Annotated in this window: 19 protein-coding genes; 6 read left to right on the plus strand and 13 right to left on the minus strand. The window is 62.4% G+C overall.

What is annotated here, in order from left to right; translation table 11 throughout:
* Positions 1 to 63 precede the first annotated feature (63 nt).
* A complete protein-coding gene (locus B0E55_RS19855) occupies positions 64 to 1,149 on the plus strand; it encodes an ABC transporter substrate-binding protein (RefSeq protein ID WP_080910289.1) in 1,086 nt (361 codons plus the stop codon).
* A gap of 259 nt (positions 1,150 to 1,408) precedes the next feature.
* The gene (locus tag B0E55_RS19860) at positions 1,409 to 1,996 is read left to right on the plus strand and encodes a sugar O-acetyltransferase (RefSeq protein ID WP_241896101.1); all 588 of its coding nucleotides are present in this window, start codon (positions 1,409 to 1,411) and stop codon (positions 1,994 to 1,996) included.
* Positions 1,997 to 2,007: 11 nt separating this feature from the next.
* On the opposite strand, the gene B0E55_RS19865 is transcribed toward B0E55_RS19860, so the two are convergent.
* The 10 genes from B0E55_RS19865 to B0E55_RS19910 form a co-directional block, all read right to left on the minus strand.
* The gene (locus B0E55_RS19865) at positions 2,008 to 3,555 is read right to left on the minus strand and encodes an ABC transporter ATP-binding protein (protein WP_080910291.1); all 1,548 of its coding nucleotides are present in this window, start codon (positions 3,553 to 3,555) and stop codon (positions 2,008 to 2,010) included.
* Entirely contained in the window at positions 3,555 to 5,186 is a 1,632-nt protein-coding gene (locus B0E55_RS19870) for an ATP-binding cassette domain-containing protein (protein WP_080910292.1), read from the minus strand. The genes B0E55_RS19865 and B0E55_RS19870 overlap by 1 nt, the downstream gene beginning before the upstream one ends.
* A gap of 132 nt (positions 5,187 to 5,318) precedes the next feature.
* Complete coding sequence (locus tag B0E55_RS19875) at positions 5,319 to 6,212, minus strand: hypothetical protein (RefSeq protein ID WP_080910361.1); 894 nt, start codon at positions 6,210 to 6,212, stop codon at positions 5,319 to 5,321.
* A 46-nt stretch (positions 6,213 to 6,258) separates the two neighbouring features.
* On the minus strand, positions 6,259 to 8,031 hold the full coding sequence (locus B0E55_RS19880; protein WP_080910293.1) for a sulfite reductase subunit alpha: 1,773 nt from the start codon (positions 8,029 to 8,031) through the stop codon (positions 6,259 to 6,261).
* A 31-nt stretch (positions 8,032 to 8,062) separates the two neighbouring features.
* Positions 8,063 to 13,531, minus strand: coding sequence for a glutamate synthase-related protein (locus tag B0E55_RS19885; RefSeq protein ID WP_080910294.1), 5,469 nt, complete (start codon positions 13,529 to 13,531; stop codon positions 8,063 to 8,065).
* Between the two features lie 182 nt (positions 13,532 to 13,713).
* The gene (locus tag B0E55_RS19890) at positions 13,714 to 14,757 is read right to left on the minus strand and encodes a ParB/Srx family N-terminal domain-containing protein (protein WP_021345944.1); all 1,044 of its coding nucleotides are present in this window, start codon (positions 14,755 to 14,757) and stop codon (positions 13,714 to 13,716) included.
* A gap of 168 nt (positions 14,758 to 14,925) precedes the next feature.
* Positions 14,926 to 15,786: a 3-hydroxyacyl-CoA dehydrogenase gene (locus B0E55_RS19895; RefSeq protein WP_080910295.1), complete on the minus strand. Its 861-nt coding sequence runs from the start codon at positions 15,784 to 15,786 to the stop codon at positions 14,926 to 14,928.
* 9 nt (positions 15,787 to 15,795) lie between these two features.
* Positions 15,796 to 16,416, minus strand: coding sequence for a TetR/AcrR family transcriptional regulator (locus tag B0E55_RS19900; protein WP_021333352.1), 621 nt, complete (start codon positions 16,414 to 16,416; stop codon positions 15,796 to 15,798).
* A gap of 84 nt (positions 16,417 to 16,500) precedes the next feature.
* Complete coding sequence (locus B0E55_RS19905) at positions 16,501 to 17,097, minus strand: hypothetical protein (RefSeq protein WP_080910296.1); 597 nt, start codon at positions 17,095 to 17,097, stop codon at positions 16,501 to 16,503.
* 4 nt (positions 17,098 to 17,101) lie between these two features.
* Entirely contained in the window at positions 17,102 to 17,560 is a 459-nt protein-coding gene (locus tag B0E55_RS19910) for a hypothetical protein (RefSeq protein WP_019745870.1), read from the minus strand.
* Positions 17,561 to 17,660: 100 nt separating this feature from the next.
* On the opposite strand from B0E55_RS19910, the gene pip reads away from it, so the two are divergent.
* Entirely contained in the window at positions 17,661 to 18,620 is a 960-nt protein-coding gene (gene pip / locus B0E55_RS19915) for a prolyl aminopeptidase (protein ID WP_060937785.1), read from the plus strand.
* Here the strand turns inward: pip and B0E55_RS19920 are convergent.
* Entirely contained in the window at positions 18,608 to 19,210 is a 603-nt protein-coding gene (locus tag B0E55_RS19920) for a TetR/AcrR family transcriptional regulator (protein ID WP_020971207.1), read from the minus strand. The two genes, pip and B0E55_RS19920, sit on opposite strands and share 13 nt — an antisense overlap.
* Before the next feature lie 105 nt (positions 19,211 to 19,315).
* Here B0E55_RS19920 and B0E55_RS19925 point away from each other — a divergent pair, with 105 nt between their 5' ends.
* Positions 19,316 to 20,395, plus strand: coding sequence for an alpha/beta fold hydrolase (locus tag B0E55_RS19925; RefSeq protein ID WP_029256572.1), 1,080 nt, complete (start codon positions 19,316 to 19,318; stop codon positions 20,393 to 20,395).
* Here B0E55_RS19925 and B0E55_RS19930 read toward each other — a convergent pair.
* Positions 20,366 to 21,487 carry an endonuclease/exonuclease/phosphatase family protein gene (locus tag B0E55_RS19930; RefSeq protein WP_080910297.1) on the minus strand — a complete coding sequence of 374 codons (1,122 nt, stop codon included), beginning with the start codon at positions 21,485 to 21,487 and terminating at the stop codon, positions 20,366 to 20,368. The two genes, B0E55_RS19925 and B0E55_RS19930, sit on opposite strands and share 30 nt — an antisense overlap.
* Positions 21,488 to 21,619: 132 nt before the next feature.
* Between B0E55_RS19930 and B0E55_RS19935 the strand changes: the two genes are divergently transcribed.
* Positions 21,620 to 22,912 (plus strand): MFS transporter, encoded by a 1,293-nt coding sequence (locus B0E55_RS19935; RefSeq protein ID WP_080910298.1) that lies wholly within the window; start codon positions 21,620 to 21,622, stop codon positions 22,910 to 22,912.
* On the opposite strand, the gene B0E55_RS19940 is transcribed toward B0E55_RS19935, so the two are convergent.
* The gene (locus B0E55_RS19940; RefSeq protein ID WP_225989364.1) at positions 22,887 to 23,900 is read right to left on the minus strand and encodes an ABC transporter substrate-binding protein; all 1,014 of its coding nucleotides are present in this window, start codon (positions 23,898 to 23,900) and stop codon (positions 22,887 to 22,889) included. The genes B0E55_RS19935 and B0E55_RS19940 overlap by 26 nt on opposite strands.
* A gap of 88 nt (positions 23,901 to 23,988) precedes the next feature.
* Here B0E55_RS19940 and B0E55_RS19945 point away from each other — a divergent pair, with 88 nt between their 5' ends.
* A complete protein-coding gene (locus B0E55_RS19945; protein WP_080910299.1) occupies positions 23,989 to 24,816 on the plus strand; it encodes a transglutaminase domain-containing protein in 828 nt (275 codons plus the stop codon).
* The last annotated feature ends 2 nt before the right edge of the window (positions 24,817 to 24,818 follow it).

Consider the following 24,818-nt stretch of genomic DNA (forward strand, 5'->3'; position numbering starts at 1 on the left):
CGCTCACCCAACACCCTTCACCTCAGCAACACCGAAAGTGCTCGATAACACCGAAAGGCAGAAATGACAGTCCTGCGCACCAGACGATCACGGATCACCGGACTGATCGGGGCCGCGCTCGCCGCAGCGCTCCTCGTAACCGGGTGCTCGGCCTCGGCCGAAGACTCGAAAACGGCATCCTCTCCCGGTTCGGAGGGGAACGCCCTGCCCGCTGCGGAAGGAACGACCACCTACCCGCTGACCCTGGAATCGCCATACGGTACAAGTATTCTCGAGAAGCGACCGGAGCGGATCGCCGCCATCGTGCCCAACGCCGTCGACACGGAAATGCTCCTCGCGCTCGGCGTCAAACCTGTCCTCTCCTCGTCGATGGTGAAGGAATCGGCTTCCCAGTCGTACTTGTTGCCTTACGACGCAGAGAATCTCGACACCTTCGAGTTCGCGATGGGCGGAACACTTCCCGTCGAAGCGATCGCCGCGAGCGAACCGGACCTCATCGTCGCCGTCGGCTGGGCTGACGGCCTGGGTGGTTTGTCCATGGGTGATTACTACGAGCGTTTGTCCTCCATCGCGCCGGTGGTGACGAGCCCCGACACGAAGTCGCGGATGCTCGTGCCGTGGAAGGAGTCGATCCGTGTTCTGGGCGAGACCCTCGATCTCTCGAATGCGGCTGAAAAGGTTGTGGCAGAGCATGATCAGTACTTCGCCAAAGTGCGTGAGGAAAACCCGCAACTCGCGGGTCTGACTGCGACTTGGGCGATCTTCTACGGCACGGGCAATGGGTTGCAGTATCTTTCAGCGCCAGGTTCGGCGCCGGCAACATTCCTGGGTGAGCTTGGTTTTGCCGAGAACCCGCGTGCGAAGGAGTTCGTCACTCAGAGCACGGTCGGAGAGGAACTTCTCGAGAACATCGATGCGGATTTCCTGCTGATCGGTCGCAGTGCCGCCGGCAGCGAAGAGGATTTCGACAAGCTGACCGGCGGGAAGCTCTTCCAAGCTCTCGGCGCTGTGTCCTCCGGTCATTGGGTTGGCCTGCCTCCTCGCACCGCCGACGGCGGGGATGTTCTGTGGGCAATCACGAGCGGTGGCCCGATCGGAACGACGTGGGCGGCCGAACATATCGTGCCGCTCATCAGCGCGAAGCTGTAGGCGTACAACTGGAGAACGGAAAGCGCTCACCCGTCGCCACATGATTGTGTGGCGACGGGTTGTTCGTACAGCAGGTGTCCCGGGTTGGGGTCACCGATGGAACGAAAAAAGCCGCGCAACCCGGGGTGATCGGTCCGGCGGTAAAGGTGTGCGATCTCGTTCGCCGTCCGGGCTGCATTGGAGCCTCCCTGTTATAGCGCTCGATGGGGTGCGGTGTGCCCAGTCGGAGTGCGGTGGCGCGGTGTGCGACGATCCGCGGGTGGGAGAACAGGCGGATCGTCTTGCTCGTGGTGAGTGGTATCTCGATGATGACGAGCTGCGGCAGCGGCGGCTTGAGTGTTGGCGTCGACTCGACTCGTTCAATGGGGCTGCGGCGGACGACGACGCTGTCCGCTCACGGGCTCTCGCCAGCCTTTTTGGTGAGGTAGGTGACGGAGCTTTGGTGGTGCCGCGGTTCCAATGCAGCTACGGATACAACATTCGGCTCGGAGCCAACGCATTCGTCAACGCGAACGGGTTCTTCATGGATGATGCGCTGATCACGATCGGTGCGGACGTGAGGATCGGGCCTGGAGCCCAGCTGATGACAGCGTTGCACCCTGTCGATGATCATCGACGGCGCCGCGAGGGATGGGAGCGAGCCGCTCCGATCGTCATCGGCGAGAACACGTGGCTCGGTGCCTCCGTCACCGTCGGTGCAGGAGTTTCGATCGGTCATAACGCCGTGATCGGTGCCGGAAGTGTGGTGTTGCATGACATTCCCGATCACGTCGTTGCTGCTGGATCGCCTGCAAGGGTTGTCCGTCGTACACCTGCCGAAGTAGAAGGACTGCAACGCGAGCGCTAGGGCTTGCGGTGTCAGAGCGTGATCGTGCGGGTGGGCTCCCAGATGGCGGGGTCGCGGTGGGTGACGACGAAGACGGTGGCCGCCAATTCCCGCACGGCGCCGGCGATGCGGCGCTCGGTGCCCTCGTCGAGAGCCGAAGTAGCCTCGTCGAGCACCAGGACGGGAGCGTCTTTGAGGAAGGCACGAGCGATCGCCACCCGCTGACGTTCGCCACCGGAGAGAGCGGTTCCCTGGTGACCGATGTCCTGATTAATGCCGAGCGTCGAGCGGTCGAGAACGGCGCCAAGGACAGCGCGCCTGGCGGCGTCCTCGATCTCGGTTTCGGTAGCGCCCGGTCTTCCCAGTCCGATGTTCTCACCGAGCGTGCCCGAGAACACGAGTGGATCTTGTGGCACGTAGCCGATGTGAGCAGCCAGAGCGTCGTAGGGCAAGTCGCGCAATGAAACTCCACCCAGAGTGACGCTGCCTTGGTCCGGGTCGTCGAAGCGCATGAGCAGCCCGAGAAGGGTGCTCTTCCCCGTACCCGAGCGCCCTGCGACGAGAACACGCTCCCCGGCGGGGATCTCCGCGTTGATGCCGCGCAGAACCGGAGCGTGGTCCACTCCGACGACCTTGATGTCAGTTCCAACAGGGCGAGCGGCGTCCTGGGGTGCGGGCTCGGGTAGTGCGGGAGCCGAAGTCGCGGCGCGATAATCGCGAACCGTTGCACGCAGTTCATTGACTCCGATTCCGGCCAGAGCGAGTTCGTCGAGCGGGGCAGCGGCGCGGGCGGTGAGGATGACGAGCGCTAGAGCGGCTGCGGGATCGTCGAATCCGGTGGCGGCGAGGAAGATCACTGCGCCTGCCAGCGGCACAATAGTGGCGATCGCCGAGATGAATGTCGCTGGTGCCGCGGCGAGATTGGTCCGTGCAAGCGCGGTTTCCTGATCCCGCCAACTTCGCTCGATACGTTCGACGGAACGTGTGGGACCGGCTGCCGTGCGAAGTAATTCGAGATGATCGGTGAGTTCGAGAGTCGACTGCGTTGCTGCGAGTTCGGCCTCGTGCCGGCGCGCGTCCGCTCGGCTGAGAGCGCGTTGGGCGAGCGTCTGAGCCGCGAGCGACACTGCGAGCAGTCCGCCGACCAGCAGCATGACGCCTAGCCCCGCGACGACCGCGATCCCAGGAAGCAGGAGTAGCGGAATCAGCGGCGTAACGAGGAAGGTCTGAAGTTGGTGCGCGGGAACGCTCATCAGTGACGGGATTCCGCGCCCGGCGACGGTGGCGAGCAGCGCCCGGTTGTCGTCGGTGAACCACGACAGCTTGGTGCGGGCGAAGGCGTCACCGAGCGCATCGTAGAGATCGCCGACGAGTCGAGCCCCGGTGAAGTAACCACCCCGCGAGACCAGGACGGTCACGAAGAGAGCGATTGCGGCCGTGGCCAGCACGAGAACCGGCGACCGGTGATCAGCGATCGAGAGGGCGAGGGTGGTGTACGCGATCGCCTCGAGGACAGCAACGGACACCCAACCGAATCCGATGGTGATCAAGCGGCGACGGGCTGCATTGGCGCTGTTCATTATTCGGCTCCAGTCAGGGCGGCATTACGCGAGGCGGCGTTGTGCGAGTTGGGACTGTCGAGGTCGAGTCGATCGTCGGCGTCGTCTGCAAGAGCAGGGTCGTGGGTGACGATCACGATCGTCTTCCCTTCAGCGTGCGCGAAGTCGCGCAGTTCCTTCAGCAGTTCGGCCGCTGTCCGATCGTCGAGCGCACTGGTCGGCTCGTCGAGCAGCAGTACTGCTGCGGGCGAGAGGAATACCCGAGCGAGCCCGACTCGCTGACGTTCTCCGCCGGAGAGTGAAGTGGCGTCGGTGTCGAGGCTGATGTCGATCTGTGCCCGGCGTAGTGCGGCGGTGTATTCCGCATCCGTTGCATCGGGGGCGGCCAGTGCGATGTTCTCGCGCACCGTGGCCGGCAACACGTCTGCGCCCTGGGGTGTGAGCAGAATGGACTGTGGCCGCAGGTTCTCGTCGATCGTGAGGACGCTCTGGCCCGCGTAGCGGACGGTACCCAGTTCCGGGATCTCGAAGCCGGCCAGTGCTTTCAGGAGCGTCGACTTGCCCGCTCCACTCGGTCCCGTGATCGCAGTGATCGCGGCTGGGCGGAATGCATGCGTGACGCCGTCGACGACTCTGCGGTCCGCGATCATGACAGTCAGGTCGACGATCTCCAGGCGGTCGGAGGGACTCGACGCCGGAACGGTGAGTGCTTCACCGGCAGGGAGGGTGGGTTCGTCCAGGGCAGCGGCGAGCCGGACTGCAGCAGCGCGTCCAGCCGCGACGTAGTCGAGGCCGTGCCCGAGCCGCAGGGCCGGTGTCACGATTGCGAGACTGAAGAGAATAGTGGCGGCCAACGTCGTTGCATCCCAGCGATATCCGACGGCATAGGCGATCGCGAACGTCGCCGTCGCCTGCATGAGGGCAACCGCGACGGCCGCGGGGGTAGCCACGAGTCGAACGCGCTCCTGCATTCCCCGGGTGAACCGTGCTGTCGATTCTGCATAGTCGGCGGCAGCGCCGGTCTGCGCGCCGTAGATCCGGCAGACGTGGATACCGCGGGCATAGTCGTCCACGGCGGTCACGATGTCGCCCATGACATCCGCACTTTCGGCGCTGTGCCGAGCGGCCATTCTGGGGATCACGAACAAGTAGAACAGTGCTGCCACGATGCCGGGAGCGAGAGCGAAAAGCGCTACGGGGCCGGCTGAGGCAACCAGTACCGCGATCGTGACCGCCGGGACCACGATCAGTGTCGCGAACTCGGCCGGTAGGTGCGCAGTCATATGGTGCAGCGCCGAGATGTCGTCCGAAACGAGCCTCCTCAGTGCGTCTCCGCTGTAGCGGGACAGCGTGCTTGCGGGCAGTCGAACGAGATGAGCTGCGAGCTGGCGTCGAAGCCTGGCCTCGAAGAGCGACTCGGCGTGATGCGAGAGCCACGACGACGTGGCCGCGAGCGTTACCCCGGTGAGCCACAGCCCACATGCCCACCCGGCCCAAGTCATCGACGGTTCACCGATGAGCTGCACGACGCTCCAGAGCGCACCGAGCATCGCGACCCCTGACGCTGCCGCCGCGAGCACCCCGGCGGCCAATGCAGGCAGCGCCGGGCGCAAAGCCGGGACCAGCGACGGTTCGACGAGAGGGCGGGGCATGGATAACTCCTTGAATCAGCGTCCGGGTGCAGACACGACAAATGACCGAAACCCAAGGCTAGGCTTCGGTCGTCACGTCCAGTTATCGCGATGCGCCGATTTCTTACACCCGAATGGGTCGTACTTCGGTCTTCAGGATGCGGCCGAAATGGAACTCATGACGTCTTCCCATACGGCCATGACCGCGGATTCGGTTGGGCCAGTCTGAGTGAACACGGCTACGCACTTGCGGCGGAAGTCGTACACCTCGACAGACGTCGTCAAACCGTGCACTCCGTGGGTGCGGGTCAGCCAACACTCCGAGACGCCGTTCAGATCGATCATCGTTCGGCAGGTGTCCGAGGCTAGAGTCAATGTCCCGCCGAACATGGCTGCGGCGTCGAGATCACCGCGGTGGATCTGCAGGCAGCCGTTGCCGGCGACGACACTCGTGACGGGCAGTTGATGGTAGGACAGGTGCTCCATCCCGGCAGCCATGAGGTGAGGATCGACTCGCCGGTAGCCGAGGGCACCCAAAGCGACCAAGCCGCTACGACGTTCGCTGCCGCTGTCCGCGAGGATGAAGTCGAGCTGTGTCAGCTGATCGGCCTCGGCCCAAAAGGCGGGAGTATTCGATGTCTGGACGGGAGTGCTTGATTCCCTCACAGTGCTCGGTGCAGTTCGCATCGCTTCGAAGGCGAGACGATCCGAGTTCGGGGTCAAATACGTAGTGTGTGAACTCGATCCGTGGGTATCGAACATCCGAAGCGTCGGGGGCAGGTGCTGTTCTGCGTCAGTGGTCACCACCGAACCGAGGGCGGAAGGGTTCAAACGTAGAGAGACGAGTCCCGGCGTGCAGACCAGCGGATCGCCGGGAACTGTTGGAACGGCGTACTTGCCCGAGTCGTTGACAGCCACCGGACCTGCAACGGTGATCGCTACGGCGTCGTCCAAGAGCGGCAACATTTTGCCGACTACCTCAGGTGTGGTGTCGATCAGTCCGCCGCGGAACGCTGGACGCGCAAGCAGTGCGTCCAGGTCCGACATGCGCGCCAAAGCTGCGCAACGGCATTCGCCACGGTGCGGGCACATCTCAGTAGACATCCCGTAGATACCGCTTCGATCGTTTGAGGTTGTTGACGTAATCCTCGGCGGCGTCCGCATCCAACCCACCGTGCTCGGCGACCACCTCGTGCAACGCGTCGTCGACGTCCTTTGCCATCCGGGTCGCGTCGCCGCAGACGTACACGTGCGCACCGTTTTCGAGCCAGTCGAACAAGTCTCGGCCCTGTTCACGCATACGAGTCTGGACGTAGATCTTCTCGGACTGATCACGCGAGAATGCGAGATCGAGACGCGTCAGGACACCGTCACGGGTCAGACCGTTCAACTCGTCCTCGTAGATGAAGTCACTCGACTGATGCTGATCGCCGAAGAAAAGCCAATTCTGCCCCGACGCGTTGCGTGCGCGACGCTCGTGCAGGAAAGCGCGGAAGGGTGCGATACCGGTGCCGGGTCCGATCATCACGACGGGAGCAGTGTCATCGGCAGGTAGGCGGAACGAATTGTTCTTGGAGACAAAAACTCCGACCCGATCTCCCTCGCCGACGCGGTCCGCCAGGTACGTCGAGCAGACGCCGCCGCGGTCCCGCTCGCCCGAGCGGTAGCGCACACTCGCTACCGTCAGATGCACGGTGCCGTCGTGGGCCAGCGGGCTGGAGGAGATCGAATAGACCCGATGTTGCAGCGGGCGCAGAAGTGCAAGCAGATCTTCGGGATTCAATCGAATGCTGTTGTCCAACTGCAGGAGATCGAGAACGTCCTTGCCCCACAGCCACGCATCGAGCGCTTCCCGATCTTCCGTGTCGAGAATGTGCTGCAGTTCGGCGTCGCCGCTGCGTCGGGCGATGTCTTCGATCAAATCGCGCGAGGGAATCGAGATCTCGTAGTCGCTGGTCAACACCTGGTCCAACGGTGCGGACGAGCCGTCCTTCGCGGTGACGACGTAGTCACTGCTCGCACCGAGCTGATGGATGATCGCCTCGACCAGAGCGGGGTCGTTGATCGGGCGGATGCCCAATCCATCTCCGGCCTCGTAGTCCAGACCGTCCTCGCCGAGTGCAAAGGTGAAGTGTCGGACTTCCTTGGCGGAGTCCTCGCCGGACAACAGTCGGTTGGCGAGGACGGTTGCAGGATAAGGGTTCTTGCGAGTCCACTGGGACTTGGTCTTCGTCGGAGCGGACGTAACCGGCGCGGCAGCGGCTCCCGCATCACCGTCGACACCGGCCACCGCAGCGACGGCCCGAACGATCCACTCGGCCGCCGGATCCTCGTAGTCGACGTCGCAATCGGTGCGGTCGACAACCCGGGACCCGCCGAGCGCTTCGAAGCGGGCGTCGATGTTCTTTCCCGACTGGCAGAACCCGTCGTAGCTGGTGTCACCGAGTGCGAGTACTCCGAAGTAGAGACCCTCCAGCCGGGGCGCACTCTCGGATTCGACTGCATCCCAGAACAGCTGCGCGTTGTCAGGCATCTCGCCCTCGCCGTAGGTGGAGGTGATGACGAGCACCCGGCGCATGGCGGAAAGTGCATTGATATCCACGGTGTCCAGACCCGCGACAAGTGGTTCGAGACCGTGGGCACGAGCAGCTGCGGCCGCGTCTTCGGCCACGGACTCCGCGTTGCCGGTCTGGCTTCCGTAGAGGATGTGCACTGCTGCGCCGGCAGTTCTCTCCACTGTCGCTGTTGCAGCACCGGTTTGACCGGGCATGACAGTTCGTGAGTGTAGACCGGCCAGGAATCCGGAAAGCCACGCGCGTTGGTCGCCGGTGAACGGTGCGTATTCGGGGATGAACGGGATTTCCATTTTGAAGCTCACCTACGTTCGGGGGAGGAGGTCAGGACACGAGGTCGGGGATCGTGCGCGAAGCGAACAGTTCGTCGAAGTTCGGCAGCGATCCGAGCTTGTCCCGATTCTTGTTGTCTTGAAACAGAATCCACCCGTACGTCGCCGGGCTGTCCATGGCCAACACGTTGCGCAGGCTCAGCGCCTGTTTGTAGTCGTCGACGCGCTTGGCTGCAATCAACGCAGCCAACTGTTCGTCGTCGTAGCCGGCGAGAATCTCTTTCGAGTACTTGACCAAGTGCTGGACGAGGGCGAAGTCCTCGGTCAGTACCAGGTTTCGGGCCGCCTTCTGCACTGCTGGATCGTCGGGTCCGGACGCACCCGGCGTGCGGGCGGCGGCGAGTTGTTGTGCGAAGTGAAGCACGGTGTACGCACTGAGCAGCGCATACATCGTCGCGGTATCGGTCTCGCCGTAGGCGGGGACTGCTCCGTTCAGCGCGGGGCGCCCATCGCGCACTGCGAGTTTGAACGTGCGGACCTGACGTGCTGCGATGGCGGACGCCAATTCTTCGAGAAGCTCTTTGTGCGACTTCGCAGCCAGGATTGCATCGCTGTCCTGGTAAAGCATCAATGCCTTGGGCATGGCGTAGACGAACGAGTGCTGTTCGACTTCCCAGTTCTCGAGCAGTCGGGTTCCGAGTGCGGATCCCGTTGCTTCCACATGCAGTTCGAGCAGGAGTTGTACCGCGTGGTTGTGGACGGCGGCTATAGGATCGGTCGCAGCGGTGATCGAACCCAGCAGTACGGAATCGGTACTTGCTCGCAGTGCCAGTTCGCCGCGAGGGTCGTACTGGTAGAAGAACCCGCCGCTCATGCCGTTGCCGACACCCTTGCCGAACTCGCCGAGATTCACGACAGCACCGTTGGTCATGTACTCGCCGGCGAAGTCGCCGACACCTTCGACGACAGCACTGGCGCCGGAGTTGCGAACTGCAAAGCGATCGCCTGCTTCACCTTCGACGAACACTCGTCCGCCGGTGGCGCCGAAGAGCGCGAAGTTGCCGATCAACACGTTTCCGCCGGCGTCACTGGAGCCGCCGCCTGGGCTGCGCACGGCAATCACGCCGCCGCTCATGCTCTTTCCCACACCGTCGTTACATGTCCCGGTGTGTTCCAGGTGCATGCCGTCGTTGCAGAATGCGCCGAACGAGAGGCCCGCAGATCCGGTCGTCAGGACGCGAACGCTGCCCGGAGCCAGATATCGTCGCCCACGCTCGTCAGTCAGTACCCCCGGAGCGAGAAGGCCGGCCGCTCCGTAGTTGAGTTCGCGTTCGAGGTCGATCGCCAACTGCCCACCGACGCTCTTGTTCCGGTTACCCAGGTGTAGTGCACCTTCGGCGAATTCAGGTCCGGACACGGCGACCGAGGCCTCGCCACGGTTGAAGAGCACCGTGCGAACCTCGTCCATGATCTTCTCGTCGAGCGCGTACTCACGCTCGAGGTACACGGGATTGTCGACGGTGATGTCCGGGGCGGACTCGAACATCGCGTCCAGTTTCAGATTGCCGACGATGGACGGGTGATCGAGCAGATGCAGGAGATCAGTTCGACCCCGCGCTTCCTGAAGGGATCGCATTCCCAGATTCGCGAGGAGTTCCCGAGTTTCGTGAGCGATGTTGAGAAGGTACTGCGCCATGGCGCGGGGATCGCCGTCGAACAGTTCCGGGTTGGTGGTCAGACCGGCCGGACACTTGATGTTGCAGTTCTTGGCCATGACGCAGCCCATCATCATCAGCGCAGACGTACCGAACTCGAAGCTGTCTGCGCCCAGTAGCGCGGAAGTGATGATGTCGCTGCCGGTCTGATGCGCGCCCGAGCATCGCAGAACGACTTTCTGGCGAAGCCCGTTGGCACACAAAGCTTGATGGACCTCCGCGATACCGACCTCGGCCGCACGACCCGCGTACTTGAGGCTGGTCACCGAAGCGGCGCCGGTGCCACCGGTGTTTCCGGCGACGTTGATGACATCGGCGCCGGCCTTGGCGACACCGACGGCGATGGTGCCGATTCCTTCCGAGGACACCAACTTCACGATCACCCGGATGCGCGCTGCCTTGCAGTCGTGGATGAGCTGAGCGAGGTCCTCGATGGAGTAGGTGTCGTGGTGCGGCGGAGGCGATACCAGTTCGACGCCGGGCGTTCCGCCACGGGCGGCAGCAATGTCTACGGTGACCTTGGCGGCCGGAAGCTGCCCGCCCTCACCGGGTTTTGCGCCCTGGCCGAGTTTGATCTCGATCTCTTCGAGCATCGGGTCGGCGAGGTATCCCGCCCAGATTCCGAAGCGTCCGGATGCAAACTGCTTGATGCGCGACGCACGAATCGTGTTGTAGCGCGAAAGGTGTTCGCCGCCTTCGCCGCTGTTGGACATCGCGCCGACCATGTTCGTGCCGTGTGCGACGGCTTCGTGCGCCGGAGCGTTCAGCGCGCCATGACTCATGGCACCCGACGCCAACTTCGGGGTGATGTCGCTGGCGCTCTGTACCTCGGAGAGAGGAACACCTGCCGGTGCGACCCTCAGCTTGGACAGGAACTCTGCCCCGATGCCGGTTGCCCTCAGCGCAAGATCCGGTGTGATGGCTTCAATGGTGATATCGGCGGCAAAGGTGGCGCAGAGAGCGTCGCCGAGTGCTTTTGCTCGCGCGCTGTCACCGGCCAGTGGACCGTCCAGGCGAAGCGTGTACCGGTCGTCTGCGGCGGATTCACACTGGACTCCGCGCATCACGATCGTAGTGTTGCCGCGTACCGAGAATCGGCTGATCTGCTCGGCGAACTCGGCTGTCGTAACCGCAAACGTGACGTCGGCGGGAACAGAGATGACGTCGCGCAACGCTGCGGGCCGACGCGATCGTTCCGCAGCCATAACGGTAGAAAAGTCCCGGTACCCGGCAGTGATGTCGAAGTCGTCGATCTGTTCGGTGGTCAACCGGTCGAAGCTCGTTGCCCGGTAGGCCCCGGCGTCGAGGCGGAATGCGTCGTCGAGTCGCCCGAGTGGAAGCAAGCGAAGAGCGTCGAATTGTTCGGTGCCGGAGGGACTGTCGAACGCGATCTTCTCTTCGGTGAGCTCGACGTACTTGCGGACTGCGGTGGTACCGAACGAATGCCCTGCGCCGTCTGCGCGCTCCTTGAACAGGCCGAGCAGTGGCAGGTCCTTTTCACCCTCGACTTCGCTTGCACGCTCGTGCCACTGCTTCGAGGTCACCGCGACGGTGTCGAAACCGACGCCGCCCACCGGTGACTTCATGTTGGGGAACCACTGGCGCAGAACAGGGTCGGACGTATCGAGGAAGTTGGGTTCGAAGAATTCTCCGCCGATGTAGCTCTCGACGGTGCACAGGCCGACGCGTCCCATCGTCTTCATGAGGGATTTCTCGGCAGCCTTCGCGAAGCGTCTGAACGCGGCATCCGGATCGGCGGCGAACTTCTCCTCGGCTCGTAACTGAACGGAGAGCGGGTAGACGGCGGAAGCGCCGAATCCGAGTGCAGCCGCAACGTGGTGGGAGGACTCGATCTGGCCACTCTCCACGATGAGAGAGACACGCAATCGCAGGCCTGCGTCGATGAGGCGTTGGTTCAGTGCTCCGACGACCATGATCGCGGGAAGCGTTGCGCGCTCATGAGATACGTGCCGGTCGGTCAGGACTGCGATCCCGCCCTGTTCTGCTGCGAAGGCGACAACGGCGTCGCCGAGCGCGGTCATCGCGTCAACCATCGCCTGCGCGTCACCCGCGGCGGGGTAGAGCATTTCGAATCGGCGATGCGGGGTGTGCTTCTGTTCGCGGATCTTGAGCATGTCCAGATGCCCGAGGATCGGCGACGAAATGACGATCTGCTTGCCCTGTCCGGCTGTCATCTTCGCGCCCAACGCGACCCGGAGGGTCATGCCGTCCGCTTCCCGGATGCTGTCCAGCGGAGGGTTGGTGACCTGGGCGAATCGCTGCGAGAAGTAGCGTGCCACACCGCCTTCACGATCGGAAAACGCGTTGATGGCGTTGCCGTAACCCATGGCCGATACCTTCTCGGCTCCGTGCGTGAGCATCGGATCCATCAGGAATTTGAAACTCTCCTGATCCAGGGAGTACGCCATGTAGCGCTGATGAACCTCGAACGTTCCGTTGTAGCGCGTCGGTGAGCTGACCTTCTCCGCAGGTACAGCGGGGATGTCTTCGATCAGGATTCGTGACTGCTCCAGCAGAGACCGGTAGTCACGCTGTGCGGCAATCTTTTCCAGGGCTTCGCGGGCGGTATAGGTATGGCGATCGCGATGATCGAAGTACAGCATTCCGCCGGCCTCGACGCGTCCACGGTGAATCACCGTCTCGGGTGCGAACGCGATCTGTCCGGCTTCGGAGAATGCGCACACGTAGTCGTGTGTCTCGATCGTGCGAAGTGGACGCAGGCCGAGGCGGTCCAGGCGGGCGCCGATGATGGTGCCGTCGCCGAACACCAGCGCTGCCGGTCCGTCGTTCTTCTCCTCGTACAGCGAGAAGTACTCGAACATCGCACGCACTGCGGGGGAGAGAGTGGTGTCGTTTTCCCAGGCAGGGGGCATCATCGAGACCACAGCTGTCACCAAATCGACGCTGTCCTCGATGACGCGTGCTTCCAGAGTCTGATCGAGTCGACAGCTGTCGGACTGACCGGGCGGACGGACGATCGCACGTCGTTTTGCACTGGCCACCGCAGCTTCGGAGAGCCGATTCTTCTTGTCCGTGTTCAGTTCTCCGTTGTGAGCCATGAACCGGAACGGCTGCGCCATCGTGGGATGCGGGTCCGTGTTGGTCGAGAATCGCGTGTGGAAGTACATCGTGTGGACAGCGTGATCGGGGTCGACCAGGTCGCGGAAGTACGGGATCACTTCGTCGGAGTTCAAGCGGCCCTTGAGAACCTGAGTCCTCGCGCTGAGGGACAGTGGGTACAACCCGCGTAGTGCAGGCGTGTTGTACGCGATTGCCTCGATGGCGAGCAGGGCCTCGTGCACGAGGCGATCGACTACCGCAGGCTCGGGACGCGGAGTGGGGACCTCGAAAATCCACTGCCTGACCGGAAGTTGATGCGCGATCGCGGCCGGCCGAATCGCCGAGTTGTCGACCGGGACGTCGCGCACTGCGAGAGTGGTGAAACCGCGATCGAGAAGTTCACGTTCGACCAGGGCGGCAGCGCGTGCATGCTGGGCGTCGTCGTCCGGAAGGAAGAAGTTGCCGACGCAGAAGCGTCCGGCGCGAAGGTCGGGGCGCCCGGTTACCTTGCGGAAGAACCGGAGGGAGAGGTCCACCGAGACGCCGCCGCCGTCGCCGACGCCCTCGGAGGACATACCGCCGCGGTGCGGAACCGAGCAGAGCGCTTCGCGGCCCTTGATCAGGACATCGTGGGTCTGCACGCCGTCCTTGCGCGTGATGAACCCGACCCCGCAACTGCTCTTGTCATCTGCGGGGTCGTACAAACCGACGATGGACGTGCTCACTGCAGCAACCTTCTCCCTGTCCTGGTTGCCCGGAGATTGATCGACCGGGCAGATACGACGGCATGGTTTCCGTCAGGGCAGGGCGTCGCTGCTTCGATGAAGCGGCACCCGAATGGGATCAGACTACTGAGTAGAGGCTTACCTTAGTCAAGTCTGCTGGGTGTGACTTGGATCCGAGCAGGTCAGAGGGTTGCTTTGTAGGCAAGTGCGTAGGCGATCTTGCCCGGCTTGTCGTCTGTGTACGGCTTCGACAGCTTTGCGAACTCGCCCTTGGACTCCGCTTTGCCGTCGTTCCAGGCCGGCAGGACTCCGAGATCGGCGGCCGTGAACCCGCTGTCGACGACGGCATCACCCGCCAACGCGGTCTGTGCTTTGGTCACCGACTTCACGGTGGCCAGGTAGCTGGAGAGGTCGTCGCGATTCCAGTTGGTGAGGTCGACGGGCGCGGCGTCGCGGACCCACGCACCCCAGTAGAACTCCTGGAACGGAATCGTGCCGGCGGCGAATCCGATGTCGCGGGAGAAGTACATCAGGCTGCGGTACTTGTCGTCGGCGAAGTTGGCCAGGCCGACGCTCTTCGGCAGGGACTGGACCGGTACCTGGTTTCCGTCCACGTCACGCGACCAGACCCACTTGTTCTTTTCCATCTCGGTCCAGAAGGCGCCTTCACTCAGGCCACTGAGGTTGCCGAGAACCCGCAGTCGCACGTGCAGGTCGGGGCCTCCGTCGGCCGTCTCGATGAAGGACGTGAGGGTGTGGTGACCGTCGGTCAGGTAGAGATCGCCGCGGGGTCCGACGACCACGGTCTTCATGGGCGCGATGCTCTCGGCGGTTTCCTGACCCACTGGAAGCTGGCAGGTGAAGGACGACGGGTCCTTCAGCGTCGAGGCAGGAGTAGCGGTCGCAGCCTGGATCTGGCCGTTCGCCTCGCACCAGTCGTCGAACTTCTTGTTGATCGTGTCTTTTCCGAGCGTGTATCGCCCGAGCTTGTAGTACACCTCGTCGTAGCCGAGGGAAGGCTGCGTCGCATGAACGTCGCCGATGCGCACGTCCAGAAGGTCACCTTCTTTGGCGCACAGGTACTCCGAGCCGCCGGCGGAGCCTGAGAACGAACCGGTGGAGATTCCGCCACACGCGAGGGGAGCGGCGACAGCGGGTGTGCTGACCAGTGTTCCGGCGCCGAGCAGTACCAATGTTGTGAGTGCCGAGATGGCGGAACGACGCATGTGGGGATCTCTCCTGAGGATGGGTTCGCACGTGAAGAAGCTTGCGTCACAATTGCTCAGGGTGGTTTCGGACTTACTGACAACAGACGTCCGCGCGGTGGATACCACGTGAATTCACGTCGTAGCCACCGCGCGGTGAGCCTGTTGGTTGATCAGCCCTGCAGTTGATCAGCCTTTGTAGTTGTAGAAGCCCTCGCCGACAGCGACGCCGAGCTTGCCTTCGTCGATGTAGTTCTTCTTGATGTAGTCGGCGAACGCGCGCTGCTTCTCGCCGCCCTGGGAGGAGATGTTGTAGACGGTGGTCAACCCGACGACATCCATGATCTGGAAGGGGCCGAACGGGGCTCCGGTGCCGATACGCCACGTCTTGTCGACCATGTCGGGATCGGCGATGCCGTCGATCAGCAGGTCGGATGCTGCATTGAGGAGCGGGACCAGGAGCGAGTTGAGTACGTAACCCGCCTTCTCCTTCTTGAGTTCGATCGGCACCATGCCGATGTTCTTCGCGAATTCGACGACCTCGTGGTACACGGCGGGGTCGGTGGACTCGGTGCCCATGACCTCGGCAGTGTTGTTGACCCACACGTGATTTGCGAAGTGCAGTGCGAGGAACTTCTCGGGGCGGCCGGTGAACTCCTTGAGGTCGCTCGGCAGAAGCGTCGAGGAGTTGGTTGCGAACACCGTGTGCTCCGGAGCTACTGCGGCGAGCTTCTCGTAGGTGTCGCGCTTGATGGCGATGTCCTCGGGAATTGCCTCGATGACAAGATCGGCCTTGGTCACGGCTTCGGCTAGGTCGTACGAGTACGTAATACGTTGCAGCGCTTCGTCGGCCTTGCCTTCCTTGGCGCCCTCGACGTTTTCGGCCTTGTAGGCCGCGGCCAACGAGTCGAACCGAGCCTTGGCCTTCTCGATGACCTCGGCGTTGATGTCGTACGCGACGACGTCGAATCCGTGATAGGCGGTCTGATAGGCGATCTGCGAGCCGAGAACTCCGGTACCCAGAACGGTGATCTGCTTCAGTTCAGTCATTTTCGATCCTCAATCCTTTTCGGTGGGTAGTCCGGCAAGCGTCAATCGAACTTGTGCGGCAACGATGTTCGTGAGTTCGTCAGCCGTGATCCGGTCCAATGCCGCGCGGGCTATTTCGAAGTGCAGCACATTGGAAATCGTTCGCGCTGCAGTGATGGTTCGGGTGGTGTGGTTGGGGTGCCCCTCGAGCAAGATTTGCGCAATCCGCGTTTGCAGGCGCTGCGAGAGTTCCAGACCTTCGGCCCGGAAACATTCGCTGGGCTCGCCGAACAACACTTCGCGTTGGTAGATACCGGTGTTCTCGTCGTTTCGGCGACTCGCGATCAGCAGGGGTGAAACCAGCTCGAGCACACGATCTTCTGTGCCCGTCGATTTGGCCTCACGCTCTTCTCCCAGTTCGATCTGCTTGCGGTACTCCGCGTTGTACACCATGAGCAGTAGCTCGGCTTTGCTTGCGGCGTAACGAAAGAGGGTGCCACCGGCTACATCGGCGCGATCGGCAATTTCTTGAGTTGTGACTGCGCTGTAGCCCTTTTCCGCGAACAGTTCGGCCGCGGCGTCGAAGATGCGTGTCTGCTTCTCGAGTTTGTTGCGTTCACGACGACCCAACTCTTGGTCCGATTTCGTCATCCCGCTCACCTCGTCTCATTTCGGATCACGCTCATAAATGAGTCTACTCCGAAATATTGAGAGGGTGGGGTCTCCTCCGTCACATCACCGCAGTCCGCTGACCCAACCGGCGAACACGTCGGAGAACACGTCTGCTTCGCACGCATGCGCCGATTCGGGGTAGGCACATTCGGGGTATCCGGCGACGACGGCGGCAAGTTCGGCATTGCAACACTGCGCCAACAGGCCGCGCAGGAGGTCCGCGGCCGACCAGCCGGCGATGGATGCTGCTGGGATCCCCTCTTCCTCGTACACCTTCACCAGATCGTCATGCCTCCAGGACAATTCCTCGGCCACCAGTGCATCGGGATTGAAAGACATGGCGCGGTCGAGTGATCCGCGCAGAAGCGAGTGTGGATCGTCCTCACCGCGCAGCCTAGTCGCGAGGTCGGCCGGTGCCTTCTGCATGACGAACATCCAGGGTTTGCCGTCGGGAAAGACTCCGCCGAAGCCTGCCACGTTGAAGGGGAGGTGGCTACTGAGAAAATCTGTCTCCACGTCGACGTGCTGATCGTCTCCGAGGTGAATGAAGTGGCCGGACGTGATCTCCTCTCCGGTTGCAGGCTCGGCCCATGTGTTGTTCCACAGGTCGGTCATCCGACTGCCGTCGGGAAAATCGAGAACCTCGAAGAGGAATCCCATGTCGTCACCACTCTCCGTCGAAGTGGGTGGTTACTCCACCGGTGAGTCGAGAAACCGTTTGAGCCGAGGTCGCGAGGACGACTCGGCTTGTCTCGAAGGTCATCTCGTCGCGTTCGGTGTCCTCCGATTCGGGATCCTCGGCGAGTGAGAAGTCGAGTTCCACCTCTCGATCGGTGCTGGAACAGACCGAGATCATCAGCCCGAGTCGTTCGTCGGTGAACGCCGGAAGCGATTTCTCGGGATGAAAGTCTGCGGCCGCGTGAAAGAAGAACGCCGCCAGCCGTTCGACAAATCCTTCGTCGGTGTGTCTGCTGAGATACTGATTGAACCGATCGGGGCTGAGCAGGCCTACGTCGAAAACGAGTGTGGGTACGTCGGATTCGAAGACAGCGGCGGGTACCGCATGACTGCGAAGGAATACCGCGGCGCCACCGTACCCCGGCAACCTGAACCCATCACGCATCTGGTGTACTCCCGTCGCAGAGGTGTCCTGTCCACGCTAGGCCATAGCCCGGACGCGTGCTGCATACCGGACACGTCGGTTGATGGAAGAATTACCGCCCATGAGCGCTGTCCTGTACCCGCCCGTCGAACCGTACGAGTCGGGACTGTTGGAAGTGCCCGATGGTCAGAGCCTCTACTGGGAGACCGTCGGTAACCCGGCCGGTGTCCCGGTTCTCTATCTCCACGGCGGTCCCGGTGCGGGATGCACTGTCGGCGCCAGGCGTTTTTTCGATCCCGAAACCTTTCGCGCAGTTCTGTTCGATCAACGAGGCTGTGGGCGCAGCCTTCCTCTCGCGAGTAGCCCGGACGTCGATCTCACCGTGAACACGACGGCGCACATCCTCGACGACATCGAGCGTCTTCGTGAACATCTCGGTATCGAACGATGGATCGTTTCCGGCCTTTCTTGGGGCGTCAGTTTGGGTCTGGTGTACGCCCAAGCGTTTCCCGAGCGGGTGATCGCGATGGCTTTGGGCGCGATCACCGGCGGGACGAGAGTGGAAATCGAATGGATCACCCGTGCCATGGGCAGGATATTTCCGCGTGAATGGGAAGAGTTCGTCGCGCCGCTGCCGGTGGAAGAGCGTGACGGGAACGTCCCGGCGGCATACGCGCGACTGCTCGCCGATCCGGATCCTGTTGTGCGGGAAAATGCTGCGGTGCAGTGGTGCCGCTGGGAAGACGTACATGTGTCGCTGATGCCGGGGTGGACTCCGAGTGTTCGATACCAGAATCCGGACTTCCGTCGGGTGATGACCAGGCTGGTCACGCACTACTGGGCCAACGATTGCTTCCTCGCGCCGAATCAGATCCTGGACGGAATGGACCGTCTCGCCGAGATTCCCGCGATTCTCGTGCACGGCCGGTATGACATTTCCGGACCACTCGACACTGCCTGGGCGATCCACCAGCGTTGGCCGGGCAGTGAGTTGGTGGTGCTCGACGACGCCGGGCATGGCGGGGGTGGATTCAACGAGGCAATTGTGGAAGCGCTGAATTCACTGGCTCATTCGGTCTGATCGAGTGCTCCGGCGTGCGCCGCAGCGAGCGCGCCGGCAGCAGCGCGATCGGCAACCGACTGGTCGACAGGTAGATCGGCGACCAACAGGCGATAGTAGATGGGCGCGGCGACGGCCGCCAGAAGATCAGCAGCTGAGACCTTCTCGGAGATTTCCCCGCGTTCGACTGCTCGGCGGACCACTATGTCGGCCAGTTCGTAACGTGCGGAATAGAACTCGCGCTTGAGTCTCGCCACTTCTGGCGTACGAACCGCGTCCGAGAACAGTGCAGCCACCAACGCGCCGCCCGACTCGCTTGTCACCAGTGCGACTATCGATCTGGCCATCTCGCGCAGGTCGGATTCGATGGAACCGGTATCCGGGATGGGGACGGTAGTTGCCGATACCTCGACGGCCGCGTCGGCCACCAGTTGGGACAGCGTGCTCCATCGCCGGTAGATCGTGGTCTTGTGGACTCCGGAACGGGCGGCTATGTCCTCGATGGTCATCGCTGCAAATCCGCGTTCGGACAGTTCGGCCGCGGTGGCCGCCAGGACGGCCTCGCGCACCCTGGCGCTACGCCCTCCGGGCCGTTGTGGTGTCGAGGTCATGGGTCAACCTTATCGCAACAAGGTGTTGTGTTAGCTGGAGACACATGGTTCACTGAGCTAATGCAACTGATCGTTGCGTTAGAGATGAATTGAGGGGTGTTTCCCATGTCATATGAATTTCCTGTCGATCACCGAGGCCTCTTCGAAGAGCGCACAGGACAGTTTCTGAGCTTCGGGCTCCCCGTCTCGGATCTCGAGGAACTGCGCGCGTCCATCAACTCGACCTGGGCCGACGCGCCGGGTGGTTGGTCGTACGAGTGGTCGGCGCTGGCGGCGAAGTACTCCGCGGCCGGCAATCATTCCCTGGCAGCGATGATCTACGGAATCGCCAAGTTCCCGGTGCTGGCCAACGAATCCCGTCGACGGGCTCTGCGCAATCAGGTGGACGAATACGTCAAGGCAGCAACAGGATTCGGGCTCGAGTTCGAGCGTCGAATCCTCTCCCTGCCCTACCGAAACGGCGAGATCGAGCTACCGGTACACATCCTCTCGGCGGACGGACGGTACGAAGACGCACCCGTCCTGTTGCTCAGCGGCGGCGTCGACGGCTGGAAGATGGACATGCATCCGTTGGCCAGTGCGTTCGCGACGAACGCCGGGGTGACGGTTGTTGCTTTCGATCAGCCGGGAACTGGTGAATCACCCGTTCCTCTCGATGCTTTCGGTGACGAGGTGATCGACGGGCTCGTATCGACGGCTCGCGCTCTCGGCAACGGGCAGGTGGCGCACCTGGGAGTCTCCTTCGGCGGCAACTTCGCCGTGCGCTCGGGGTTGACCGGCGCCGTCGATGCGGTGATCAACATCGGCGCCCCGGTCAAGGGTGCGTTCGAGACCGTGAATGCCGAGCGCCTGGTCTACGGCATGGGCGACATCGTCGGAAACGCACTGGGTTTCGATGCCCCGGCAACCAAAGAGGCGCTGGTACAGGGTCTCCGTGCGTTCGATCGCAGTGTCTTGATGACCGCCGACGACGGCCGGACCCCGATGCTTGTGGTCAACGGGGCCGACGACGTTCACATCCCGCTCTCGGACACAACACTCTTCGAAGAGCGCCCGAACACGCAGGTACACGTCATCCCGGATGCGGGGCACTGCGCAGTGACCAAGCTGCCCGAGTTGACGCCGATGATGATCGACTGGCTACGAGATGCCCTGTCAGGAACCGCTCCACGAACCGGTAGATGATCCGCCGCCGAAGCTGGCAAAACGATACGTCGCAAGAACGGCCTTGTGATCGGTCGGCCACGGCGTCGGTGAAGCGATGAAGTTGTCCTGGGAGTTCTCCTCCACTCTTTTGTTGTGCACGATCGTCTTTCGGGGTCCGATGATTCCTACAGATCCCAACTTCAGCTCGGAAGCGCGGTCGGCGAAGATGTAGTCGATCCGATCGCGTTCGTCTGCCTCGGGTGCCCAGGTGAGCTGTGAGGTGTCGACGTCGGGATTGTCGGACGGCCAGGTGAAGCCCGGGTGTGTAGCCGGGTTCGGGTACTTGCTGCGGTATGCATCGACAAATCCGGCTTGGTCGAGCAGACGGGTGGATTCCCACGGAATGACGACACCGTTGTGGTCGAACAGATTTCGCGTGCCGTCGGTCCAGTCCAGGGCCGACGGTTCGTTGAAATCGCCGCCGAGGATGACGGACCTGCCCCTCGCCCGTTCTGCGGCCGCATCGTCGATGAACGTCGAAATTGCCAGGGGTCGTCCCGAATTGACGTTCACACGCTGAACCGTCTCGGGGTCCGTGACCGGACCGGACGGCATCTTGTTCCAGCCGAACTCGGAGAACTCTCCAGGCGTGGGAACACCCGCGCCGTATCCGCGCGGTAGATAGGTTGCGTAGGACGTGTAGGCCAGATGTGCCGAGTAAGCAGCGATTTGTTTGCCGTCGACCGTCACGACTGCCTTGATCATCGAGTTCAGGTCGGCTGTTTCCTCGATCGGAAACTTGGAGAGAATCCCCACGTCGGAGGACGCTGCTCCGTAGAAGGTGGTTCCTGATTTGGTCAGCATGTCGGCCAATACAGTTGTCGCAGTGCCGGCTTCCGACAGGAGAACTATCGACGCCTGGGTCGAGATGATCATGTCGGCGATCAGCTGCAGGCCACCGTTGATCTTGGTTCCGCCGTGCCAGGTATTGAGGGAGAGCACTTTGATCTCCTGCGCGGGGTTCGCCCCCGCGACGGAGGTATTGGCACCCAAGGTAAATGCGCTTGCGGTGACTGTCCCTGCGGCTACCGCCATCGCCTTGACCATCTGACGGCGCGTCAATCCATTCATCAAATCCCGGCTCTCGTTGTCGTGTGCTCGAACCCCCGGAAGATGATTACCATCGCTACCTAAACGGACAGTTAACCAATTGCAAAATGGCAGATTTCCACAGAACACCGCGCGGGCAATAGTCTTCTGGTCGTGGTACTCAGTGAGCGTTTCCCCGGTAACAAGACCTTCGCGAAGGTTCGTGTCCTGCCGCCGGTGGTGAAGTTGCTCCTTCTTTCGATGGTGCTGTTCAACATCGGGTTCTATCTGGTTGTCCCCTTTCTCGCGGTGCACCTTTCGGAGGACCTCGGATTCGCGGCCTGGATTGTCGGCCTGGTCCTCGGACTCCGGATGTTCAGTCAGCAGGGCATGTTCTTCATCGGTGGAAGCCTCGCCGACAGGTTCGGCAAGCGTCCGATCATCCTGCTGGGCATCGCAGTTCGCGTGGTCGGCTTCCTGATGCTCGGATTGGCCGAGAGTATGGCGGCGGTGATCGTCGGTGTGCTTCTGGTCGGGTTCGCCGCGGCTCTGTTCGCACCCGCAGTGGAGTCGGCCAACGCCGAATACGGACGCGAACTCGAAACCTCAGGAGTCATGCGTCGTACGGATCTGTTTGCAGTGGAACAGATGTGCAGTCGTCTGGGAACCGTGATCGGTCCGGCATTGGGTGCTGCTCTGTTGATGTTTCCGTTCTCGTGGACGGCGTCGAGCGCGGCGTTGCTGTTCGCGATCATGTGGGTCGGGTTCTTCATCTGGTTCCCGCGGCCGGGCGATGCCCACGACGGCCCGGTGTCGACCTATACGCTGCGCGACGTCTGGCGAAGCGTGCTGACCAACAACAACTTTCTGCTCTTCGCGACGCTCTGCAGTTTTCAGCTGGTTGCGTACAGCCAGCTGTACCTGATGCTGCCGGAACAGCTCGAGCGCGGTATCGGTTCACAGTCGGCGCTGGGATGGTTCTACGTGGGCGCAGCGGTGTTGGTGATCGTCGGGCAGGGACCGACGGTCGCGGTTGCCCACCGCATCGGGCATCGACGCGCGATCACCTTGGGGCTTGTGCTCATTTCGGTGTCGTTCCTGGTTCCGCTGGTCACCGGCGTCGACTCCGCAGTTTCGGCGTCGACGCAGATAGTCGGTCTGGCGGTGTGGATCGGGCTGCTGCACCTGGGACAGATGTTGATGGTGCCGCCGATGCGAGACACCATTGCCATCCTCGGTCGTGAAAGCAACCTCGGAGCGCACTTCGGCATGCTCAACACGATCGGCGGTCTGCTCGCGCTCCTGGGAACCGTGGGAGTCGGATTCGTGTACGACCTAGTCGACAACGGCCACGCAGCGCCGGCGTCACCATGGGTGATCGTTTCGGTCTGCGTGGACGTGTCGGCTGTGGTGTTGTGGGTGTGGTCCGGTCGAACGAAGGTTATCGACCCGCGATCGTCTGATTGATCTTTGCTACAAAATCTTCCAGCACAAACGGAATGGTGAGCGGGTTCGGCATGGACACCGCGTCACTGACGATGGGGTCCAAGCTGATCAGGCCGCCGGTCTTGACCACGTTCAGATTGGTGAACGCCGGCTGCGTCTCCATCTCGGGGCGAGCCTTTTCGTAGTTGTCGAAGAGCAGGTAGTCGCACTCGAGGAGGTCGTAGTTTTCGGCGGAGATCTCGTAGTTCAGCTTGCCCGCGAACCGATCCTTCAGTGCGGCAGGAGCCGTGAATCCCAATTGCGTGAGCAACTGAGCGCGCGCTGCCTCAGGGCTGAACGCCCGCAGATTTCCGTCGCTCCAGCGAATGACGAGAGCTGCTGTCTTGCCTTCGAACTGGGGGTTCTCCGCGCGGGTGCGAACGATGAGGTCTTCGACTTCCTGGACCTCCTGCTTTGCCTGCGCGGGAACGCCCACAGCCGTACCGATGCGGGTCGTGACTTCCTGCCAGGGCAGCACCCAATCCGTCTGATCGGCGGCGTGAAGCACAGTCGGCGCGATGGCGCTGAGCTGCTTGTACAGATCCTCGTCGATCGCGTTGTTGACGGCGATGATCAGGTCAGGCGCTGCTGCCACGATCGTTTCGATGTCGAAATCGGTGGTGGCGTTGGCCAGTGGTGTCGGCTCGGCGCCCTGGACTGCCGAGTCGGCCCAGACTCCGATTCCGTCGTCGGTCGATCCCTTCCACACCGGGACCAGGACGGGCGTCAGCCCGAGGGAAAGCAGAACGTCTGCGTCGCCGATGCCGACCGCTGCGATGCGGCTGGGCGCCTGCCCGATGGTGGTGGAGCCGAACTTGTGGTCGATCGTCACCGGGAAGGCGTTGGCCTCGGCGTGAGCACCTTCGGTGCCGGGAGTGGATTCGTCCTTCGCGCTGTCGCCGCAGGCAGCAAGGGCAAAACCTGCTGCTGTTGCGAAGGTGACGGACAGCATGGCACGGCGGCTCAACATTGGGTTCACAGCAACCTCGGGTTTCATGGTTATGGGACCCTAACCATAGTGGAGCGGCAGTGTCGGCAGTGTTTGTTAGTCTCCGCCCATGACGGCGGTTCTCGACTACACATCAGCAGGACCGTTCACCCGCATCGACGGAGTGGACCCGCTCGCCCTCGAGTCGCTCCCCACCGACCCCGTGCAAATATGCCGGGTAGTGCCGTACCTGGTGGTCCAACCCACCGATGCGCGGTCGCTGAATCTGCCCACCGACCGATTCGACGAAAACCAGATCCGGCCGGCAAGCGTTCTGCTCCAACGCTTGCTTGCGCTCGATCCGGCACCGGTGACCTCCGCCCGAGAACCCGACAAGCGGCTCGTCGGAACCTGTCGGCACTTTGCTGTTTTGAGTTGTGCGTTTCTGCGCTATCGCGGAATTGCCGCTCGCGTCCGCTGTGGTTTTGCCACCTACTTTCAACCGGGACAGGGCGTGGACCACTGGATCACCGAGTACTGGGACGACGCCGGCAAGCGGTGGATCCGCATCGATTCGGAGATCCTCGGACAGAACGTCCTTCCTCGCGCCCATAACCTGCAGCCGGGAGAATTCCTCAGTGGTGGTGAGGCGTGGCTGGCGTATCGACGCGGCGAGATCGACGGGTCCCAGTTCGGGGTGTACGGCACCCAGAACTGGGGGCCTGCCGAGATCCGCGGCAACGCAGTGAAGGATCTTGCCGCGATGAACAAGGTCGAAACCCTGCCGTGGGACGAGTGGGGTCGTATGACGGACGCCTACGACGGAAAGACCGGCGCCGACTACGACCTACTGCTCGACGATATAGCCGAGGTGTGCGCCGGCGACGATCCAGTTGCCGTGCGAGCGCTGTACGAGCACGAGGATTTGTGCGTGCCGGACAAGCTGATTCGTTTCTGAGA

Source organism: Rhodococcus sp. 66b, from assembly GCF_002076325.1.
Lineage (GTDB): Bacteria > Actinomycetota > Actinomycetes > Mycobacteriales > Mycobacteriaceae > Rhodococcus_F > Rhodococcus_F erythropolis.